The sequence below is a fragment of the Pontibacter sp. CAU 1760 genome, assembly GCF_054482735.1.
This window is the reverse complement of record NZ_JBTLRL010000020.1, coordinates 53,031-70,472: the sequence shown is the minus strand read 5'-3', so window position 1 is coordinate 70,472 and position 17,442 is coordinate 53,031. Positions and strand designations below refer to the sequence as shown.

Sequence of the window (17,442 nt, the reverse complement as noted above, 5' to 3'; positions counted from 1 at the left end):
AGGGCCCGCTGCTTAAGGGCGCCCTTGAGGCCGGGGCAGGGCGACGCCCAGCGCGGCGGCCGCCTCCAGCAGCAGGTCCGTGGCGTAGCGCTTGCCGCAGCGAAGCTCCCCCGAGACGCTGTATTCCGTGATCAGGCCCTGCGTGATAATCAGGCGGGTAGCAAACTCACCGTATTTCGCGGCTAAATGCTTCTGAATTGATGTTAGTTCCTCTATCCGCTTTTCGCTTTCCGGTGTTTTGAGTGGTCGTTGCCAACGGTTTTTAGGGTAGTCATGACCAATGCCCTCTGCTTTCGCCTGTTCTATGGCTTTTTGGAGCGCATCTCGCATTAGCTTTTCGTTTTGGGCTTTCTTTAAAGCACCATGTATTCCTTTCGTATGGTTTAGCCATTCATGCAAATCAACCTCCGGGTTGTTAGCAAGCTCCACCAAGCCATCGTTGGGTATAACAAAGGGAGCAGGTTTATTAAGAATTCTACCCATCTCATCTCGAAAGCTAAAGAGAGCCTTCAAGATATATTGCTGGTAATTGTTTAGCCGGTAAGCATTCCGAAGCTTCATATGAGGATTCTCCGGTTCGGAATAAGTGAGTGCCTCCAACAGTCTGTCCTCTTCCTGCAACCAATGCATTCTGCCCTTCTCTTCTATTTGCGCTACTAACCGAGCCTTTACTTTATGGAGGTAGATAACATCAATGGCTGCGTAAATCAGTTGCGGCTCTGTGAGTGGGCGTTTGTTCCAGTTACTAGACTGCTGCGATTTATCAATTTCGTGATTATACTCTTCCTTCATGACAGTCGCTAGTGACGAGCGTTCATAATTGAGTATCTTGGCCGCGACGTCTGTATCCAGTACGCCTTTGATATTGCATCCTAGTTTATCAAGGAGGAGAATATCATTATTAGCATGATGGATAATTTTGGTGATGTGCTCGTTCTCCAGTAATTCATAGAGAGGCTGGAGGTTTGCAATCGTAAAAGGGTCTATGATATAACAGGTTCCTGCGCCGTTTGATATCTGGATCAGGCAAAGGTTAAACCCATAGGTATAGCGGTTTTGGTCGAATTCGAGGTCTAGGGCAAGTTCAGTGCGCTGTTGCAAATCAGCAATTGCCTGCAGCAGTTGCTCATCCGATTCAATCAACAGAATGTCTACGCCATCGTGTTTCAGCGTTGTATGTTTCATTCTTAAAGTTAAAACGTTTGGCGCATTTCCCCACAGCATGTAGCGACATTCTTTTGCAATTAGCGGTGATTAGCCTACCCCAAACTAAAACGGTCCCTGCTGTGAGGCAGAGACCGTTTTAGTGCTTTAATAAGGTTGTTGATTATCTAGGAGGTTGTTCTTCTTCCATTCTCTCCATCATACCATCATTTAAAGTCGTATCCTGCATGATGTTCGTAGAGTCTGTCATGTTCATATCTGTTTCCATATCAGTCTCGATCTGTTCCGTCGACTCTATGTTTTCGGACTCTGTGGTGCCATTATTATCACCGTTGCTGCAGGCTGTAAAGCCTGCGAAAGCGAAGGCTGCGATTGCTAATTTCAAGGTCTTTTTCATAGCGATACTAAATTAAGTTTTATGCTTATTAATACGACAAGCGGCTTATGGTAACCTAATCATCTTATTTTTTAGATTTTATTGTCGTCAGGGTATGGAATAGAGAGGTGAACGGCTACAGAAAAGGGGTGTAAATAAACCATACCATGGTAATCAAATATGAAGCAAACAGTTTCTTTTTTATAGTAAAAATATAAATTAGAATAGTTATAATTCGTATAGAGTAAAATTACTTCATATTGCCATTTTGTGTTTGTATGAATCTGTTTACTAGCCTGTTAACTATGAAAAAGAACTTATTTAATGTATACTCCTGCATTTTAGTCGCTATGTTAATGATAATATTGCCAGGATGTGAGTTGCTGCAAGACTTAGATCCTCCCATCGCTAAAAACAAAGTATTTTACGGCCCTAGTGTAGCAATAGGGAATGGCACCGCACGTACGTGGGTGAAGGTATCGAACCAAGGCAAGCCCTTGTCACTTGGGGTAGATATCTCAGATGCAGCGATGGCGTCTTTACCAGCAGATTTGCAAGCATATAACCTTATGCTACCGAAGGAGGGGGGCTTAACCCCATTCAAAATGGTTATGTTAGATTGGAATCCACATGGCCATGAGCCAGCCATATATGAAACGCCTCACTTCGACGTACACTTTTATACAATCGATGATACAGAACGGCTCACCATACAGCCGGGACCACAAAACCATTCAGAACAATTTCAGAAAAAATATATGCCGGCAACGTATTTCTCCACAGTGATGGCAGTACCTGCTATGGGCGTACATTGGATCGATGCCTTATCTCCAGAGGTACAGGGCACGGCACCCTTTACAAAAACCTTTATCTACGGGGCAAATAACGAGAAAGTGATCTTTTATGAGCCGATGGTTACGTTGGCCTATCTGCAGCAATTGCCAGCCAATAAACCAGATAAAGCGCCCGTTGCCCAAGCGCCTCACGTGCAGGCGACAGGCTTCTATCCTTTAAGCTATACCTTGAGCCGCATGACAACATCAGGACATTATACCATTGCCCTGACAGATTTAAGATACAGAGAAGCTAAATAGGTATAATCAAGTATAATCCCCTGCAATGCTTACTAGTCAGAGAAGCGTTGCAGGGAATAGCTATGTATGCTACTGACTTATGGTAGTTGTACTGTCGGTCAAGGAAGCCTGGCGTTTTGCCTTAAACTCTGTGCCGGGTTTCCATTGCGGGAATTGATTGGAGTTGGCTACCCGATAGCCAACCCGCAGGAATAGCTGCAGGTCCTCCACGGCACCCTCCAGGTTCCAGTCGTCACGCACCTCGTCCGTGAGTTTATGATAGTCGTTGGCAGTGTAGCGTTCGCTCCACTGCGTTACATAGTCGGCGGGCTGGTTGCGTGCTATCACGCCAGACTTGGCATACAGGGCTGGCACTCCTTGCTTCGCGAACTCAAAATGGTCGGAGCGATAGAAAGAGCCTTTTTCCGGTGATGCCTCTGGTACAATCCGGCGGTTTTGCGTCGCGGCGGCTTCAGCCAGTACATCTTCCAGGGTAGAATTGCCATAGCCGATCACCACGACATCCTCTGTTGGGCCATACGCATTCAGCACATCCATGTTGATGTTGGCAACAGTCTTGTTGAGCGGGTATAACGGGTTTTCGGCATAGTATTTAGATCCGAGCAAGCCTTTCTCTTCGGCCGTTACCGCCAGAAACAGGATAGAGCGCTTTGGCTTAGTCGGCAGCTTGGTGTAGGCCTCGGCTAGTTCTACCAATCCTGCCGTGCCGGAGGCATTGTCAAGCGCGCCGTTGTATACCTGGTCTCCCTGCAGGGAGGGATCCTTCCCGAGATGGTCCCAGTGGGCAGAATATACCACATACTCGTTCTTCAGTTTTGGGTCAGCGCCTTCCAGCTTCGCGATCACGTTCCGTGACTCAATTTCGCGCAGCTTGTTCTGAATGCTAAAGCTGGCAGTGGCATTGAGAGGCACGGGTTTAAAGTCCTTTTTGAGCGCAGCCTGTTTCAGTTGGTCAAAGTTTTTACCAGCCGCTTTAAACAGTTGATCGGCTTTGGCCTGTGTTATCCAGCCTTCAACGGCTGCCCTGTCCATGTTTTTATTGGGCTTTTGGATATCGAAGTTCTCCCTGCTCCAACTCCCCGACACCACCTCGTAGGGGTAACCTGCCGGGCCCGTTTCATGCACGATGATCGCGGCGGCGGCACCTTTCTCCGCCGCAATCTCATACTTGTAGGTCCAGCGGCCATAGTAGGTCATCGCCTTTCCGCCAAACATAGTGGTATCAAGATCACTGGGATTGGCAGCGCTCGGTATTGGCGGGTCGTTGATGAGCATCACAATGGTTTTGCCTTTCACGTCTAAGCCCTTGTAATCGTCCCAGCCATACTCTGGAGCTACAATGCCATAGCCCACAAACACCATCTCCGATTTGTTGATATCAATATTTGGGATAAACCGGCGGGACACGGCTACATAATCTGAAGGGAAGTTCAGTGGTATCGTTTTACCGCCTGCCTCAAAGTGAGCCTTGGGTTGAGCCGTAAAGCCCACCATCGGCACCTGCTGTACATAGGTGCCATTGGGGTTGCCAGGCTGTAAACCCAATTGCTCAAACTGACGCGTCAGGTAGTTTACCGTAGAATCCTCGCCTGCCGTACCCGGGCCGCGCCCTTTAAAGGCATCAGAAGCCAGCACTTTAATATGCTTCAGCACATCAGCAGCGGAGATGCTTTGCAGTGCGGGGGCCAGCAAGGTGCTATCAGCAGCCGCCGCAGTAGTAGCCTCTGTCTCCTCGCCTACCTGTCGGGCGCTTTCGTTGCAACCCAGCGCCAATAGCCCTAGCAGGCTTAAAAGTGGAAAGTGTTTTTTCATAGTGTTATACTTTTCAACTATACAATACCTGCCACCAGGCAAGTTTGTGGCCTTTATACGTGGTGGATTACTGCAAAGTGCCGCCGTCATCAGGTACAGGCACCTACTACAAGGTATAGAATTTTATGGGAAAGCACTAGGGCTGGTTTTAAGCTGCAATCTGCCAACTGGAAGGTACGCCCAGGTGCAGGGTGCGGATCAGGTTAACATATCCTCGCGGATCTTGCTGCAACTGGCATTCCCAGATGACAAGCCGCTGCCAACCAGCAGCTTGGTAGAGGCTTTGGTACCGGGCATCACGAGCCACATTTTTTTCAAACTTATCTTGCCAGAAGGCCGTGTTCGTTTTGGGCAGTGATGGCTGGCAATAAGGGCAGCGATGCCAAAAACAACCATGTATAAATATGGCTAATTGCCTGCGGGGATAGCAAATATCAGGTTTCCCCGGTGCTTTAGGCCAGTGGACGCGGTATCCACGCAAGCCCGCACGCCAAAGGGCGCGGCGCAACGTTAGCTCAGGTTTAGTATTCTTGCTTTTATTGCCCCGCATGTATCGGCTGACTTTTTCAGCTGCTGATAGGAGCGAGGGGGCTTTGCTGTATTTCTTCTTTTTTCGCTTTGCTGCCAAGGTATTTTGAACGCTGTCAATCCCCAAAACAAGCTGAAGCAGCAGTTAGTGCCGACCATGGCAGTTTTAGAGGCGATAATAGATACGTGCCATGTTATCATCGTAAGGATCATAGCCCGGGCGTTTCGTGCAGAACCTGTCATCGAGCAGTTGCACGTTTTGCATTTCCTTGAACAGAAAGCGGTGCCAACCCGGCGTCACCTGCTTATTGGCGTATTTAGGGTCTAACCAGGCTGAAAGGCAGTCCTGGTTACTTAGATTACAGCCTACCATATGTGGTTCAACTATAAAAGTTTCACCACTGTAGTCGAAACGGATGAGCAGCCTGGCTCCCACTGCTCTCGACAGCTCTTCTAGTAGGGGACTATACATGCGGTTAAGACTTTAAGGGACATCGAATCTGAATGTTATTTGCGCTGATCCTTCGCTTTGGGTTATTTGCTTGTATAAAGGTAATTATCTGGTTTTGTTGGAAACAGGAAATAAAAGGTTTAAAAGTAACATCTATTTAGAGGCTGGCTCATACCTACTCAGCGTTTGAAAAATTGGTAATGCTACTTTGTAGAGGGGATAGTAGACTGCCGATGGGCATAAAAAAGTAACATTTGTATATGTCAATTTCCTTTTCGGCGCATTTATGTGTTACCAAGCCCTGCAGCTACACACACTACAGGGCTGATGTTGCGCCAAAATTTTGGCAGGTTGCCTTCTGATAACCAGCATTTTTGTATTAGAACATTCTGTTAATTAGTGTTAATATTTAGTTTTTAAAAGGCTAAAATGCGTGAAATAGTGGAATGAGCCAAACCTTATTCATAGGAAGTAAATAGCCTTGAATTGCCGGCTTACTATTAAAAAGTGACTGATCACATAAACATGTTATAAAATATGGCAGGTTGTGTGCGTTTTATTTAACTTACAGCAGTTATTTATACAGCTATTCTTCTGAAGTTTATGTAACCACAAGCTGCTTGAAAGGGTTAGATAAGAGATGAACTGTTGATTTTTAATTGTATTTGCGTAAGCGAATAGACGTAATTTGATATTTACTTTATACTTATAACTTTGCCCGGATTTAAAAGGCAGTACACACTTTATGGATAAATACAGCTATATCGCTAATGCGCACGGCGATTATATTGATGAGCTTTACAAGGCTTACCAGCAAAACCCGGAATCAGTAGAGTTTGGTTGGCGTAAATTTTTTGAAGGATTCGATTTTTCCTCTAGCTATAATGGCAATGGCCAGACGGTGGAAAAACCTTCCCCTGCTAAAACAGGCGCAGCGGCAGAGGAGTCCGAGAAAGAAGTGGCCGTGCGCAACTTCATCTATGCCTATCGCAGCCGCGGGCACCTGCGTTCTAAAACCAACCCGGTGCGCGAGCGCAAAGACCGCAAGGCGTACCTCGATCTGAGCGACTTCGGGTTATCAGAGGCCGATCTGGACACGGTTTTCCAGGTAGGCGATATCATTGGCATCGGGCCGGCTAAGTTACGCGACATTGTAGCTGCTGTCCTGAAAATTTACGAAGGTCCGATCGGCTACGAGTACATGTACATCCGTGACCCGGAAGTGCTGACGTGGTTACAGGACAAGATAGAAAAAGAGTCGCTGAGTTTTAACCCTGCGATCAACTATAAAAAGCGCATCCTATCCAAGCTGAATGAAGCAGTGGTGTTCGAGAATTTCCTGCATACGAAGTTCTTGGGCCAGAAGCGCTTCTCGCTGGAGGGCGGCGAAACCACAATCCCTGCCCTCGATGCCATCATCGACAAGGCTTCTGAGCTAGGCGCAAAGGAAGTTGTGATCGGTATGGCGCACCGTGGCCGCCTGAACGTACTAGCCAACATCATGGGCAAAACCTATGAGCAGATTTTCTCTGAGTTTGAGGGAACGGCTGTGCCTGACCTTACCATGGGGGATGGCGACGTGAAATACCACATGGGCTTCTCTTCGGAGGTAGATACCCCGTCCGGGCACAAAGTAAACCTGAAACTGGCTCCAAACCCATCGCACCTGGAGGCGGTGAACCCGGTGGTGGAAGGTTTTGTGCGTGCCAAGATAGATTGCATGTATGACAAGGACCCACGCCAGATCGTGCCGATCCTGATACATGGCGACGCAGCTGTAGCCGGACAGGGCATTGTGTACGAGGTAACGCAGATGGCAAAGCTAGAAGGCTACCAGACAGGCGGTACCATCCACTTTGTGATCAACAACCAGGTTGGTTTCACGACTGACTTTGAAGATGCCCGTTCATCTATCTACTCCACAGACGTAGCCAAGATCATTGATGCACCGGTACTGCACGTGAACGGCGATGACCCGGAAGCAGTGGTGTTTGCGGTGCGCCTGGCAACAGAGTACCGTCAGAAGTTCGGCAACGATATCTTTATCGACATGGTATGCTATCGCCGCCATGGCCATAACGAAGCCGACGAGCCGAAATTCACACAGCCGCAACTCTACAACCTCATCTCGAAGCATGCAAATCCGCGCGAGGTATACAACAAATCGTTGATTAGCCGCGGCGAGATTGATGCGGAGCTGGCTAAGAAAATGGACAAGGAGTTCCGGCAGATGTTGCAGGACCGCTTGGACATGGTGAAGCAGAAGCCACTGCCATATAACTACCAAGTACTGGAGAAAGACTGGCAGGAACTGCGTCGTTCTAAGCCAGAGGACTTCAACCAATCACCGGAAACAGGCATTAGCTTAGAAGCTGTAGAAGCAGTAGGCAAGGCGTTGACGGAGTTGCCACAGGGCTTCAAGCCGCTCAAGCAGATCGAGAAGCTGATCAAAGAGCGTAAGGAGATGTTCTTTGAGACTAAACAACTGAACTGGGCTGCCGGTGAGTTGCTTGCTTACGGGTCTATTTTGCTGGACGGAAAAATCGTTCGTTTCAGCGGGCAGGATGTGCAGCGCGGAACGTTCTCGCACCGCCACGCGGTGCTGCACGATGCTGTGACCAGCGCAGCCTACAACAACCTGAACCATATGAGCGAAGGGCAAGGGCCTTTCGAGATCTATAACTCACTGCTGTCGGAGTATGGCGTGCTGGGCTTTGAGTTTGGCTATGCCATGGCAAACCCGAGCGCACTGGTCATTTGGGAAGCACAGTTCGGTGACTTCGCCAACGGCGCGCAGGTGATGATCGACCAGTTTATCTCTTCCACAGAGTCTAAGTGGCAGCGCATGAACGGCCTGGTGATGCTGTTGCCACACGGCTATGAGGGCCAGGGGCCGGAGCACTCCAATGCCCGACCGGAGCGTTTCCTGCAGTTGTCTGCAGAAAACAACATGTTTGTGACCTATATCACGACGCCTGCCAACCTTTTCCACTTCATGCGTCGCCAGTTGGCTTTGCCATTCCGCAAGCCAGCCATAAACATGTCGCCGAAGTCATTGCTGCGCCATCCGTTAGTGATGTCCCCGATAGAGGATTTCACGTCAGGTGGTTTCCGTGAGGTGATCGGGGATGCGTTTGCTGATGCGAAAGCAGTGAAGAAAGTATTGCTGTGCTCTGGCAAGATCTATTTCGACCTGCTGGAAGAGCAGCAGAAGAACAGCCGCCAGGATGTAGCCATTATCCGTTTAGAGCAATTGGCGCCATTCCCGAAAGTGCAGCTAGAAGCTGAACTTGGGAAGTATAAAAACGCTAAAATCTATTGGGTACAGGAAGAGCCAGAGAACATGGGTGCCTGGACCTACATCCTGCGCCTGATGCGCAAGCAGGTAGAGGACGTGATTTCGCGTAAAGCGAGTGCCTCGCCAGCTACGGGCTACAACAAAGTGCACGTGAAGGAGCAGCAGGAAATTATTGATAGAGCTTTTTCTAAATAAAAATTGAAGTGTGCAGGGCGAGCGAGGGGAGTTTTGAATACTGCCTGTGTTCGTTTTGCACACTTTGTTCGTAAATCATCATTTGTAATTCATAATTGATTTAAAATATGAGCTTAGAAGTTAAAGTGCCTGCCGTAGGTGAATCGATCACTGAGGTAACCATTGCCCAGTGGATTAAAAAGGACGGAGACCGCGTGGAGATGGATGAGGTGATTGCGGAACTGGAGTCTGACAAAGCCACATTCGAACTGCCCGCCGAAGCCGCAGGCATTTTACGCATTGTTGCACAGGAAGGCGATACCATTGAGGTAGGTGCTGTAATCTGCAAGATTGAGGAGAATGGTGCTGCAAGTGCCGCTCCAGCTGCTCCTGCAGCTTCTGCTGAGGCAGTTCCGGCTGCTGCGCCAAGTGCTGGCGGCGGTGAGCCTGTAGAAATGAAAGTGCCTACCGTTGGGGAGTCGATCACGGAAGTGACGATTGCCAGCTGGCTGAAGAACAATGGCGACCATGTGGAGATGGACGAGGTGATTGCGGAACTGGAGTCTGACAAAGCCACGTTTGAGCTTCCGGCAGAAGCCGCGGGTACGCTTCAGATTGTGGCGCAGCAAGGCGATACGATTGAAATAGGCGCGACTATCTGTAAAATTGTACCGGGTGCAGGTGGCGCACAAGCAAGTGCGCCTGCGGCTAACCAATCTGCTTCACAGGCAAGTGCCGCGAAACCAGCTGCCGCTACTACTGGCGGACAAACCTACGCTACGGGTACGCCATCGCCTGCTGCCGGAAAAATCCTTTCAGAGAAAGGCATCAACCCAGCCGATGTACAGGGCTCTGGCCGTGATGGTCGCATAACCAAAGAAGATGCGCAGGGGGCTTCTGCTAAGCCTGCCGCTGCTGCTAAGCAGGAAACTACTGATACACCAGCCTCAACTGGCGACCGCAACCAGCGCCGCGAGAAAATGAGCTCACTGCGCAAGACAGTAGCCCGCCGCCTGGTGCAGGTGAAAAACGAAACGGCTATGCTGACTACCTTCAACGAGGTGGATATGAAGCCGATCATGGACATCCGCGCCAAGTATAAGGACAAGTTCAAGGAGGTACACGAAGTAGGCCTGGGCTTTATGTCATTCTTCACGAAGGCTTGCACGGTTGCCCTGCAGGAGTGGCCAGCGGTAAATGCACAGATCGACGGGAACGATATGATCTTCAATGATTTTTGTGATATATCAATCGCCGTTTCCTCTCCAAAAGGCCTGGTAGTTCCGGTTATCCGCAACGCAGAAGAACTGTCATTGGACGGTATCGAAAAAGAAGTGGTGCGCCTGGCGAAAAAGGCCCGCGACGGTAAATTGTCTATCGAGGAAATGACAGGCGGTACCTTCACTATCACCAACGGAGGTGTGTTTGGTTCCATGATGTCTACCCCGATCATCAATGCGCCACAGTCGGCTATACTAGGTATGCACAACATTGTGCAGCGCCCGGTGGCTGTAAACGGACAAGTGGAGATTCGCCCGATGATGTACCTGGCCCTGTCTTATGACCACCGCATCATCGATGGCCGTGAGTCTGTAAGCTTCCTGGTGCGCGTGAAGGAACTGCTTGAGGATCCGATGAGACTGCTGTTAGGCGTATAGCCAAGCGCTAGTTATGAATTAGAAATTAGAAATTAGAAATTGTGGGGGAGGAGAAGAACGAGAATGTCATTTGCGACAAAAGCTATGCTTTTGCCCTTCGTATAGTGAAGCTGTATAAATTCTTGACTGGAGAACAAAAAGAGTTTGTATTGGCGAAGCAGCTATTGCAAAGCGGCACTTCTATCGGCGCAAATGTTGAGGAGGCTGTCGCCGCAAGTTCTAAAGCTGATTTCGTTCATAAATTTAACATCGCCGCAAAAGAGGCACGGGAAACATCATACTGGTTGCGCCTGCTCAAGGACAGCCAGTACATTCCTGAAAATGCGTTTGATTCCATACATGAGGATTGTATGCAACTGCGAAAGATCATCAGCAAGATCCTTATCACGATGAAGTCAAACTCATAATTTCTAATTTTTAATTTCTAATTTGAAAATGCAATACGATGTAACTGTAATCGGTTCTGGACCTGGTGGGTATGTGGCGGCAATCCGTTGCGCACAGCTGGGCCTGAAAACCGCGATCATAGAGAAGTATAATGTATTGGGCGGTACGTGCCTGAACGTGGGCTGTATCCCGTCTAAGGCGCTGCTGGACTCTTCGGAGCACTACCACAACGCGGCGCATGCCTTTGCCGAGCACGGCATTGAGCTGGAAAACCTGCAGGTGAACATCCAGCAGATGATCAAGCGCAAGGGAGAGGTGGTGAAGTCGAACAACGACGGCATCACCTACCTGATGAAGAAGAACAAGATCGACACCTACTACGGCTTGGGCTCTTTTGTGAACAAGAACACGATCAAGGTGACTGACGCAGAAGGCAAAGAGCAACAGATCGAAACGGACAAGACCATCATCGCGACGGGTTCTAAGCCAACGACACTGCCGTTCCTGCCAATCGATAAGAAGCGCGTGATTACTTCTACAGAGGCTTTAACGCTGACCGAAGTGCCGAAGAACCTCATCATTATTGGTGGTGGCGTGATCGGACTTGAGCTGGGTTCGGTATATGCGCGTTTGGGTGCCAAAGTGCAGGTGATTGAGTTCATGGACTCGATCATCCCGACCATGGACCGCGCTTTAGGGAAGGAGTTGCAGCGTGTGTTGAAGAAAACCCTTGGCTTTGAATTCTATATGAGCCACAAAGTGACGGGAGCTACCAACGAGGGCGACGTGGTGAAGGTGACGGCAGAGAACGCCAAAGGCGAGACCATTAACTTTGAAGGAGACTACGTGCTGGTATCTGTTGGCCGTAAGCCATACACCGAGGGCCTTGGCCTGGAGAACGCTGGCGTGCAGATGGGCGAGCGCGGTATGATTGCCGTGAACGACCACCTGGAGACAAACGTGCCGGGCATCTTCGCGATTGGCGACGTGGTGCGTGGCGCTATGTTGGCGCACAAAGCCGAAGAAGAAGGCGTACTGGTAGCCGAACACATGGTAGGGCAGAAGCCGCACATCAACTATAACCTCATACCGGGTGTGGTATATACCTGGCCGGAAGTGGCGGGCGTAGGCTTTACCGAGGAGCAGCTGAAAGAGCAGGGCCGTGCCTATAAGTCCGGTTCATTCCCTTTCAAAGCCTCTGGCCGTGCCAAAGCGTCCGGCGACACAGACGGCTTTGTGAAAGTGCTGGCGGATAAAGAGACAGATGAGATTCTGGGCGTGCACATGATCGGCCCGCGCATTGCTGACCTGATCGCGGAGGCGGTAACCGCCATGGAGTTCCGGGCATCTGCTGAGGATGTAGCCCGCATGAGCCATGCGCACCCAACCTACGCAGAAGCGATGAAAGAGGCATGCTTGGCGGCTACTGAGAACCGCGCGATCCATATCTAAGCTATTTTAGATTCCATACTATACTGGCAGCGCCACTTCTTTGGGAGTGGCGCTGTTTGTCTTTATAAGTCATCGTGGCGCCTCATAGGCTTGCAAGCAGGCTGGCACCCGCATCGAATTATCAAAAAACATGACGAGAGCCGCTGCCTGTCCTTTCAGTAACCATTTTAACTGCGTAAGACTATAGAAAGTTAAACAAGCTTTGCATTCATGGGAAAGATGATTTTACCTGAACGGCCTGTCTTAGAGGACTTTGACCTTTTTATAACCTTCTTGCGGACATACCGGCGGGTTCCTGTCACTGGGACAAGCTTTCATCTGAAGCAGGCAGACTTGTTTCGGTTGAACGCGGAGATGCATTTCAAGGCTAGTTGGGTGACGGAGAAAAGCCGGCAGCCGCACTACCCCCTGCTCGACTTTTTCTACCAGGTGGCAACAGCCAGTCAATTGGCGCGGGTGCACCATGAGAAAAAGGGAGTATACCTGCAGGTAGTGCCGGAGCAATTGGAAAAGTATGATTTGATGACATACACCGAGCGCTACTTCCTGCTGCTGGAGACGCTATGGTGCCGCATGAGTTGGGCGGAACTGACGGGCACGCGGAATTTATACTTTGCAGAAACGGTACTGAAAGTGCTGGAACTGGTGGCGCTGAGCGACCCCGGGCAGGCGCTGGAGGTGCAGGATAGATCTATCCGGTTGCAGGCCGGTAAGCCACCGCTCCACCTCATGAGCCGGAAAGCATACGAAATATTGTGGTTTCTGGGCTTTTTTGAGCTAGTGCCGGATACTACCCTGACGAAAAGGCCGGAGAGCCATGAATTTCCCTATGTGAAGTTCATCGCAAATGAACGAAGCCAGCACTTGGTGCCGGTGCTGCTGGAGCAAAGGCCGCTGGAAGTATGGAACTTGCCGGCAAGCCAGGAAACGGATGCGTTTAAGAAATGGAATATTTACTGAACAAGCTGGCGGGCAAGCCGGAAACGCCTGAACCTACAAAGGCAGATGCAGAAAAGCCCAATGAGCCTTACATCGAAGCATTTAAACCGTTGTTTGCACCAGAAGAACTAGCAGAGGATTTTTATACACAGGAGGCAGCGTTTGTTGGCGGGCGCTATACTATTAAAGTGTCGCTGTCTAAAAAGCTGTACCGGGTTATTGCCATCGGCGCCTCGGCTACTTTAGAAGATTTGCACCTGGTCATACAAGAAGCCTATAAATTCGAAAATGACCATCTTTATGCATTTTTTATGGATGGCAATGCCTGGTCTGACTTTGGGATATATGACCCTGACGGTGAAAGACCGCCTTTCACTGACGAGGCAAAGCTAGGCGAACTGGACCTGTACGAGGGCAAACGCTTTGTATATTTATTCGATTACGGCGACTGCTGGCTGTTTGAGCTGGTGGTGCAGAAGATAGAACCAAAGGTTCCAGAGCCGTCTAAAGGCTTAGTGGTAGAAGAAAAAGGAGAGGCACCGGCACAATATTGGGAAGAAGATGAGGATGATAACTGGTAAGATGGCAAATGGGATCGCTGCTATACTTTGATATTACAATTCATGGCAAATAAGAAAACCCCAGTAATGTGGTTATCCACATCTCAAAAAAATGGAAAGCCAAAGGTTACGGAGGCAGAGAAGCAGCAGGTAGATTCGGCATGCCAGGCCTTCATCGAGGAGAAGAAACCGCAATGGGTACAGCCTCCGAATGAAAGGTGGGGCTACGTGAGCGACATATATGGCAAGTGGTTCCGAAATTACTATTACTTATGCGCCGCTTACCGCTACAATGACCCTAAGGCGATTGTGCCGGAGCGTGAGGTAAAGTTCATACGATTGGAATATGCCGGGCCGAACAGGTTTCATGTGGCTTACTTCCGCCACACGGGGCAATGGTGTCAGGTGTTTGAGAACTTGACGCTGCAGCAGTGTCTGGAACAAGTAGCGCAAAACGAGATTTTTTGGCCGTAACGAAACAACTCTCTGAGAATACTGGGCTGAATGCGGCTTAAGTGAGCATATTGAAGAGAACTCCATTGATTGGTTTGGGTAGAGATCAAGTAGTGGTTTTGCGTCTTCTCCACGAAAACACAAAACCACTACACGATGCACCGGCGCCACCCGCTCCTCCTTCGCCACCAGTAGCCGAGTAGGTACAAATGCCTTTGCCAGCTGCTTTCTATACATGCTGCAATAGCAACTCAAGTATCTTTCCTGCTCCCGCAGTACGCTCAAAGTTTTTTACGGGGGCTAGTCCCACCCACTCACTGCGCACCTGGTTAACTAGCTGCACGTCGAAAGTTGCCGTGTTTTGCCGTTGGCTAGCCATTACCACGGCGATAGCGGTTTTGAGCGCGGCCGCTTTCACCCGAATGGTATAGGCAGCGTACCGGGCCGGGTGGAGGTGCACATACCTATCAGCTAGTACACCCCACTGCAGAACCCAATCGGCCTTGTCGGAAAGCGTGATGCAGCGGTAATGCGGCGCTGTGCCCAAGAGGTACTGCCTGAAGCGCTCGGGCGTGAGCAGTGCCCGCTCCTGTAAATGGGCAATAACTTCCTGGGCCAGTTGCGCCGGGGCCAAAGGGCCAACGTACAGGTCCATTTGGGAGGTGCCAAGGGTGAGCAGGTCTTGCCGGATACAAGGAATCGGGGTTGCACAGTTTGCTTTAATGTAGGCCACAATGTGGCCCAGGTGGTGCTTGAGCGGGTGGAAGAGAATCGGTTTGGGGAGCTCTTGGGAAAACATACCTACTAGCCTGACGTGGTATACCTGCTTTTTATCCTGCTTCGCTTGCTCGCATACTACCCAAAAAGATGCAAACAGGCTGGGTTAGGGTATACTGGTTTCCGGCGCGTGAGGATTAGGCAACAGTGGTATGGCTTAATTTTAGCGCTAGCCGGCCAGAAGCTTTCGTGCAAGCAAATAGTATCCTAACTTTGCCCTTTCTCTTATATCAAGCATCCCATGGCACAGCATTACAACACTCCGTCCGCTATTCAAATCGTAGATTTTAATCCGTTTTACGCCAAGGCGTTTTATGACCTGAATCACGAGTGGATCTCGAAGTATTTTGTGATGGAAGATGCCGATGTCAAATCGCTGAGCGACCCGCAAGGCTATATCATCCACAAGGGCGGTCACATCCTGATCGCGCTTTTTAACGGAGAGCCGGTAGGCGCCTGTGCTTTGCTAAATGATGGTGAAGGTGTGTTTGAGTTGGCTAAAATGGCTGTGGCACCCAAAATGCAGGGAATGAAGATCGGGAAGATGCTCGGCGAGGCTGCTATTGACAGGGCCAAGCGTGCTGGCGCAAAGATGGTATACCTGGTCTCGAACCGCCGCCTTACGACTGCCCTCAGCCTATATACCCGCCTGGGCTTTGTGGAAGTGCCCCTGCCACCTAGTATTTACGAACGGGCCGACATTAAGATGGAACTGGCGCTTGCCTAGCTTGCGGCATAAATACCTGCAGTAGCCATACCGGTAGCCGCTGTTTGACATGCGCTGTGCAAATGGTTTATGTTAGGCTCAAGAGTGCTTCCTGATCCATACTGGCAATGCCTTCTGTCATCCAGCAGTCTTTGTATGTGCCCTTGCGCTGCTTGCAAAGAATGAACATATACACCTCTTCCTGGCCGTCGCGTCCCTCTATCACCACCAGTTGGTAAGCGGTATTGTCTGTTACAACCAACTGGCCTTTTTTGCATTTTCTGAAGTTTAGCATAGACTGGTAGGCCGGGTCCCGGACCAGCACCCGGAGGTGGCTGAGCGGGCCAATGCGGAGCTTGTTCTTGGGCGATGAGAAGTTAAAGACAGTAATCACCCCGCTGTCGCTTTGGTCGTTCTGCTGCAGGGCCTTCAACTGAATCTGCACGACCTGCTGCGGTGTAAGTGCTTTGTTTGGTTTTATATGTGTCCATTTAGAGGAAGCGTGTGCAATGGCATCGGGCATGGCGTAGGTTGTTTGCTGGCGTTCTCCTAAAGAAGGCATCGCCGGAAAACGTAGCCAGAAGAGGTACAGGAGTGTTAGTCCCAATGCCAGCATCACAAAATCGAACACCTTATCTCTCGCTCTCATAGCAATATGTACTTTGTTGAGGCACACATAGTTGTGTAGATGGCTGATTTTGAAGTGTACCTAGATTTAGGAAGGGTGAACCGGATTGTAAGTAAACAAAGCGGACCTGTTGCGTATAGAACCGCTAGTGCAACCGCTATGAGAGATCCCCTTACCCGACATGTAAAACAAGCCATTGGCAAACTAAGGCGTCAGCCCGTGGTGCAGCGGCTGCGGGAACGGCACCCGCGGCTGGTGCAGTTTGCCATCGACCGCTTTGCTACCAGCGAGTTTGTGGGTTTGCCACTCACGCTAATCTTCCTGGCTTTTGTGGGCAACAGTTTGCTGCTGTCTGAACTGACGGAAAGCGTGCTGGATGCGGAATGGATTGTGACACTGGACAAAAAGTTTACTGCCATGCTCTACAAGATGCGCTCTGATGCGCTGAGCCAGTTGCTGTATGGCTTCACGCAGTTAGGCGAGCGAGAGGCGGTATTCTGGATTGGAGGCCTGGTATCGGCACTTTTCCTATACCACCGCAGGTACATCACGCTGTTTTCCTTTTGGTTCATGATGGCGGGCGTTGGCCTCTCTACCCGGTACAGCAAAACCTTTATCAGCAGGGAGCGCCCCGAAGATGTGGCGTATTACGCTGTGGAGCACTTCTCTTTCCCGAGCGGGCACGCCACCACGGTTATCGCGCTTTATGGGCTGCTGGCTTATATTACGTACAGGCACTACCATCAACACCCGTATCGGGAGGTGCTGCTATGGCTGGCTGGAATACTGATCATCCTTGTTGGCTTTAGCCGGATATACCTTGGGGTGCACTACTTGTCAGATGTGCTGGCGGGTTTCCTGCTGGGTGGCCTCTGGCTGTTAGTAGGTATAAGCCTGGTGGAGGTGCTGGCTTACCACAGAAAAAAACGCCGCAACGTAAAATATTAACCACATCCTTTCAGAGGTTTTACGCGTACCTGAACTA

General features: G+C 50.0%; 17 protein-coding genes. 10 read left to right on the top strand and 7 right to left on the bottom strand.

The window, feature by feature from the left end; genetic code table 11:
- Positions 1-12 precede the first annotated feature (12 nt).
- Together ACXYMU_RS19935 and ACXYMU_RS19930 are read right to left on the bottom strand one after the other, a co-directional pair.
- The gene (locus ACXYMU_RS19935; protein ID WP_458988186.1) at positions 13-1,185 is read right to left on the bottom strand and encodes a ribonuclease D; all 1,173 of its coding nucleotides are present in this window, start codon (positions 1,183-1,185) and stop codon (positions 13-15) included.
- 142 nt (positions 1,186-1,327) lie between these two features.
- A complete protein-coding gene (locus ACXYMU_RS19930; protein ID WP_458988185.1) occupies positions 1,328-1,561 on the bottom strand; it encodes a hypothetical protein in 234 nt (77 codons plus the stop codon).
- A 284-nt stretch (positions 1,562-1,845) separates the two neighbouring features.
- On the opposite strand from ACXYMU_RS19930, the gene ACXYMU_RS19925 reads away from it, so the two are divergent.
- A complete protein-coding gene (locus tag ACXYMU_RS19925) occupies positions 1,846-2,634 on the top strand; it encodes a DUF5602 domain-containing protein (protein WP_458988184.1) in 789 nt (262 codons plus the stop codon).
- 69 nt (positions 2,635-2,703) lie between these two features.
- Here ACXYMU_RS19925 and ACXYMU_RS19920 read toward each other — a convergent pair whose 3' ends face one another.
- The 3 genes from ACXYMU_RS19920 to ACXYMU_RS19910 form a co-directional block, all read right to left on the bottom strand.
- A complete protein-coding gene (locus ACXYMU_RS19920; RefSeq protein WP_458988183.1) occupies positions 2,704-4,446 on the bottom strand; it encodes a M28 family metallopeptidase in 1,743 nt (580 codons plus the stop codon).
- 148 nt (positions 4,447-4,594) lie between these two features.
- Complete coding sequence (locus tag ACXYMU_RS19915) at positions 4,595-5,074, bottom strand: very short patch repair endonuclease (RefSeq protein ID WP_458988182.1); 480 nt, start codon at positions 5,072-5,074, stop codon at positions 4,595-4,597.
- Positions 5,075-5,140: 66 nt separating this feature from the next.
- Positions 5,141-5,446 carry a hypothetical protein gene (locus tag ACXYMU_RS19910; RefSeq protein ID WP_458988181.1) on the bottom strand — a complete coding sequence of 102 codons (306 nt, stop codon included), beginning with the start codon at positions 5,444-5,446 and terminating at the stop codon, positions 5,141-5,143.
- Between the two features lie 724 nt (positions 5,447-6,170).
- Here ACXYMU_RS19910 and ACXYMU_RS19905 point away from each other — a divergent pair.
- The 7 genes from ACXYMU_RS19905 (at position 6,171) to ACXYMU_RS19875 (ending at position 14,367) form a co-directional block, all read left to right on the top strand.
- Positions 6,171-8,918: a 2-oxoglutarate dehydrogenase E1 component gene (locus ACXYMU_RS19905; RefSeq protein ID WP_458988180.1), complete on the top strand. Its 2,748-nt coding sequence runs from the start codon at positions 6,171-6,173 to the stop codon at positions 8,916-8,918.
- Between the two features lie 107 nt (positions 8,919-9,025).
- On the top strand, positions 9,026-10,555 hold the full coding sequence (odhB, locus tag ACXYMU_RS19900; RefSeq protein ID WP_458988179.1) for a 2-oxoglutarate dehydrogenase complex dihydrolipoyllysine-residue succinyltransferase: 1,530 nt from the start codon (positions 9,026-9,028) through the stop codon (positions 10,553-10,555).
- Positions 10,556-10,596: 41 nt separating this feature from the next.
- Positions 10,597-10,962, top strand: coding sequence for a four helix bundle protein (locus tag ACXYMU_RS19895; RefSeq protein ID WP_458988178.1), 366 nt, complete (start codon positions 10,597-10,599; stop codon positions 10,960-10,962).
- A 28-nt stretch (positions 10,963-10,990) separates the two neighbouring features.
- A complete protein-coding gene (gene lpdA, locus ACXYMU_RS19890; RefSeq protein WP_458988177.1) occupies positions 10,991-12,394 on the top strand; it encodes a dihydrolipoyl dehydrogenase in 1,404 nt (467 codons plus the stop codon).
- Between the two features lie 210 nt (positions 12,395-12,604).
- Positions 12,605-13,354 carry a hypothetical protein gene (locus ACXYMU_RS19885; protein ID WP_458988176.1) on the top strand — a complete coding sequence of 250 codons (750 nt, stop codon included), beginning with the start codon at positions 12,605-12,607 and terminating at the stop codon, positions 13,352-13,354.
- Positions 13,339-13,914 carry a plasmid pRiA4b ORF-3 family protein gene (locus ACXYMU_RS19880; protein ID WP_458988175.1) on the top strand — a complete coding sequence of 192 codons (576 nt, stop codon included), beginning with the start codon at positions 13,339-13,341 and terminating at the stop codon, positions 13,912-13,914. The genes ACXYMU_RS19885 and ACXYMU_RS19880 overlap by 16 nt, the downstream gene beginning before the upstream one ends.
- A gap of 66 nt (positions 13,915-13,980) precedes the next feature.
- Positions 13,981-14,367, top strand: a complete 387-nt coding sequence (locus ACXYMU_RS19875) for a DUF3024 domain-containing protein (protein WP_458988174.1) — start codon at positions 13,981-13,983, stop codon at positions 14,365-14,367.
- A 208-nt stretch (positions 14,368-14,575) separates the two neighbouring features.
- Here ACXYMU_RS19875 and ACXYMU_RS19870 read toward each other — a convergent pair whose 3' ends face one another.
- Positions 14,576-15,145 (bottom strand): hypothetical protein, encoded by a 570-nt coding sequence (locus ACXYMU_RS19870; RefSeq protein ID WP_458988173.1) that lies wholly within the window; start codon positions 15,143-15,145, stop codon positions 14,576-14,578.
- 219 nt (positions 15,146-15,364) lie between these two features.
- Here ACXYMU_RS19870 and ACXYMU_RS19865 point away from each other — a divergent pair, with 219 nt between their 5' ends.
- The gene (locus ACXYMU_RS19865) at positions 15,365-15,850 is read left to right on the top strand and encodes a GNAT family N-acetyltransferase (RefSeq protein ID WP_458988172.1); all 486 of its coding nucleotides are present in this window, start codon (positions 15,365-15,367) and stop codon (positions 15,848-15,850) included.
- Positions 15,851-15,917: 67 nt separating this feature from the next.
- On the opposite strand, the gene ACXYMU_RS19860 is transcribed toward ACXYMU_RS19865, so the two are convergent.
- A complete protein-coding gene (locus ACXYMU_RS19860) occupies positions 15,918-16,478 on the bottom strand; it encodes a DUF4864 domain-containing protein (RefSeq protein ID WP_458988171.1) in 561 nt (186 codons plus the stop codon).
- A 138-nt stretch (positions 16,479-16,616) separates the two neighbouring features.
- Here ACXYMU_RS19860 and ACXYMU_RS19855 point away from each other — a divergent pair, with 138 nt between their 5' ends.
- A complete protein-coding gene (locus ACXYMU_RS19855; protein ID WP_458988170.1) occupies positions 16,617-17,405 on the top strand; it encodes a phosphatase PAP2 family protein in 789 nt (262 codons plus the stop codon).
- Positions 17,406-17,442 lie beyond the last annotated feature (37 nt).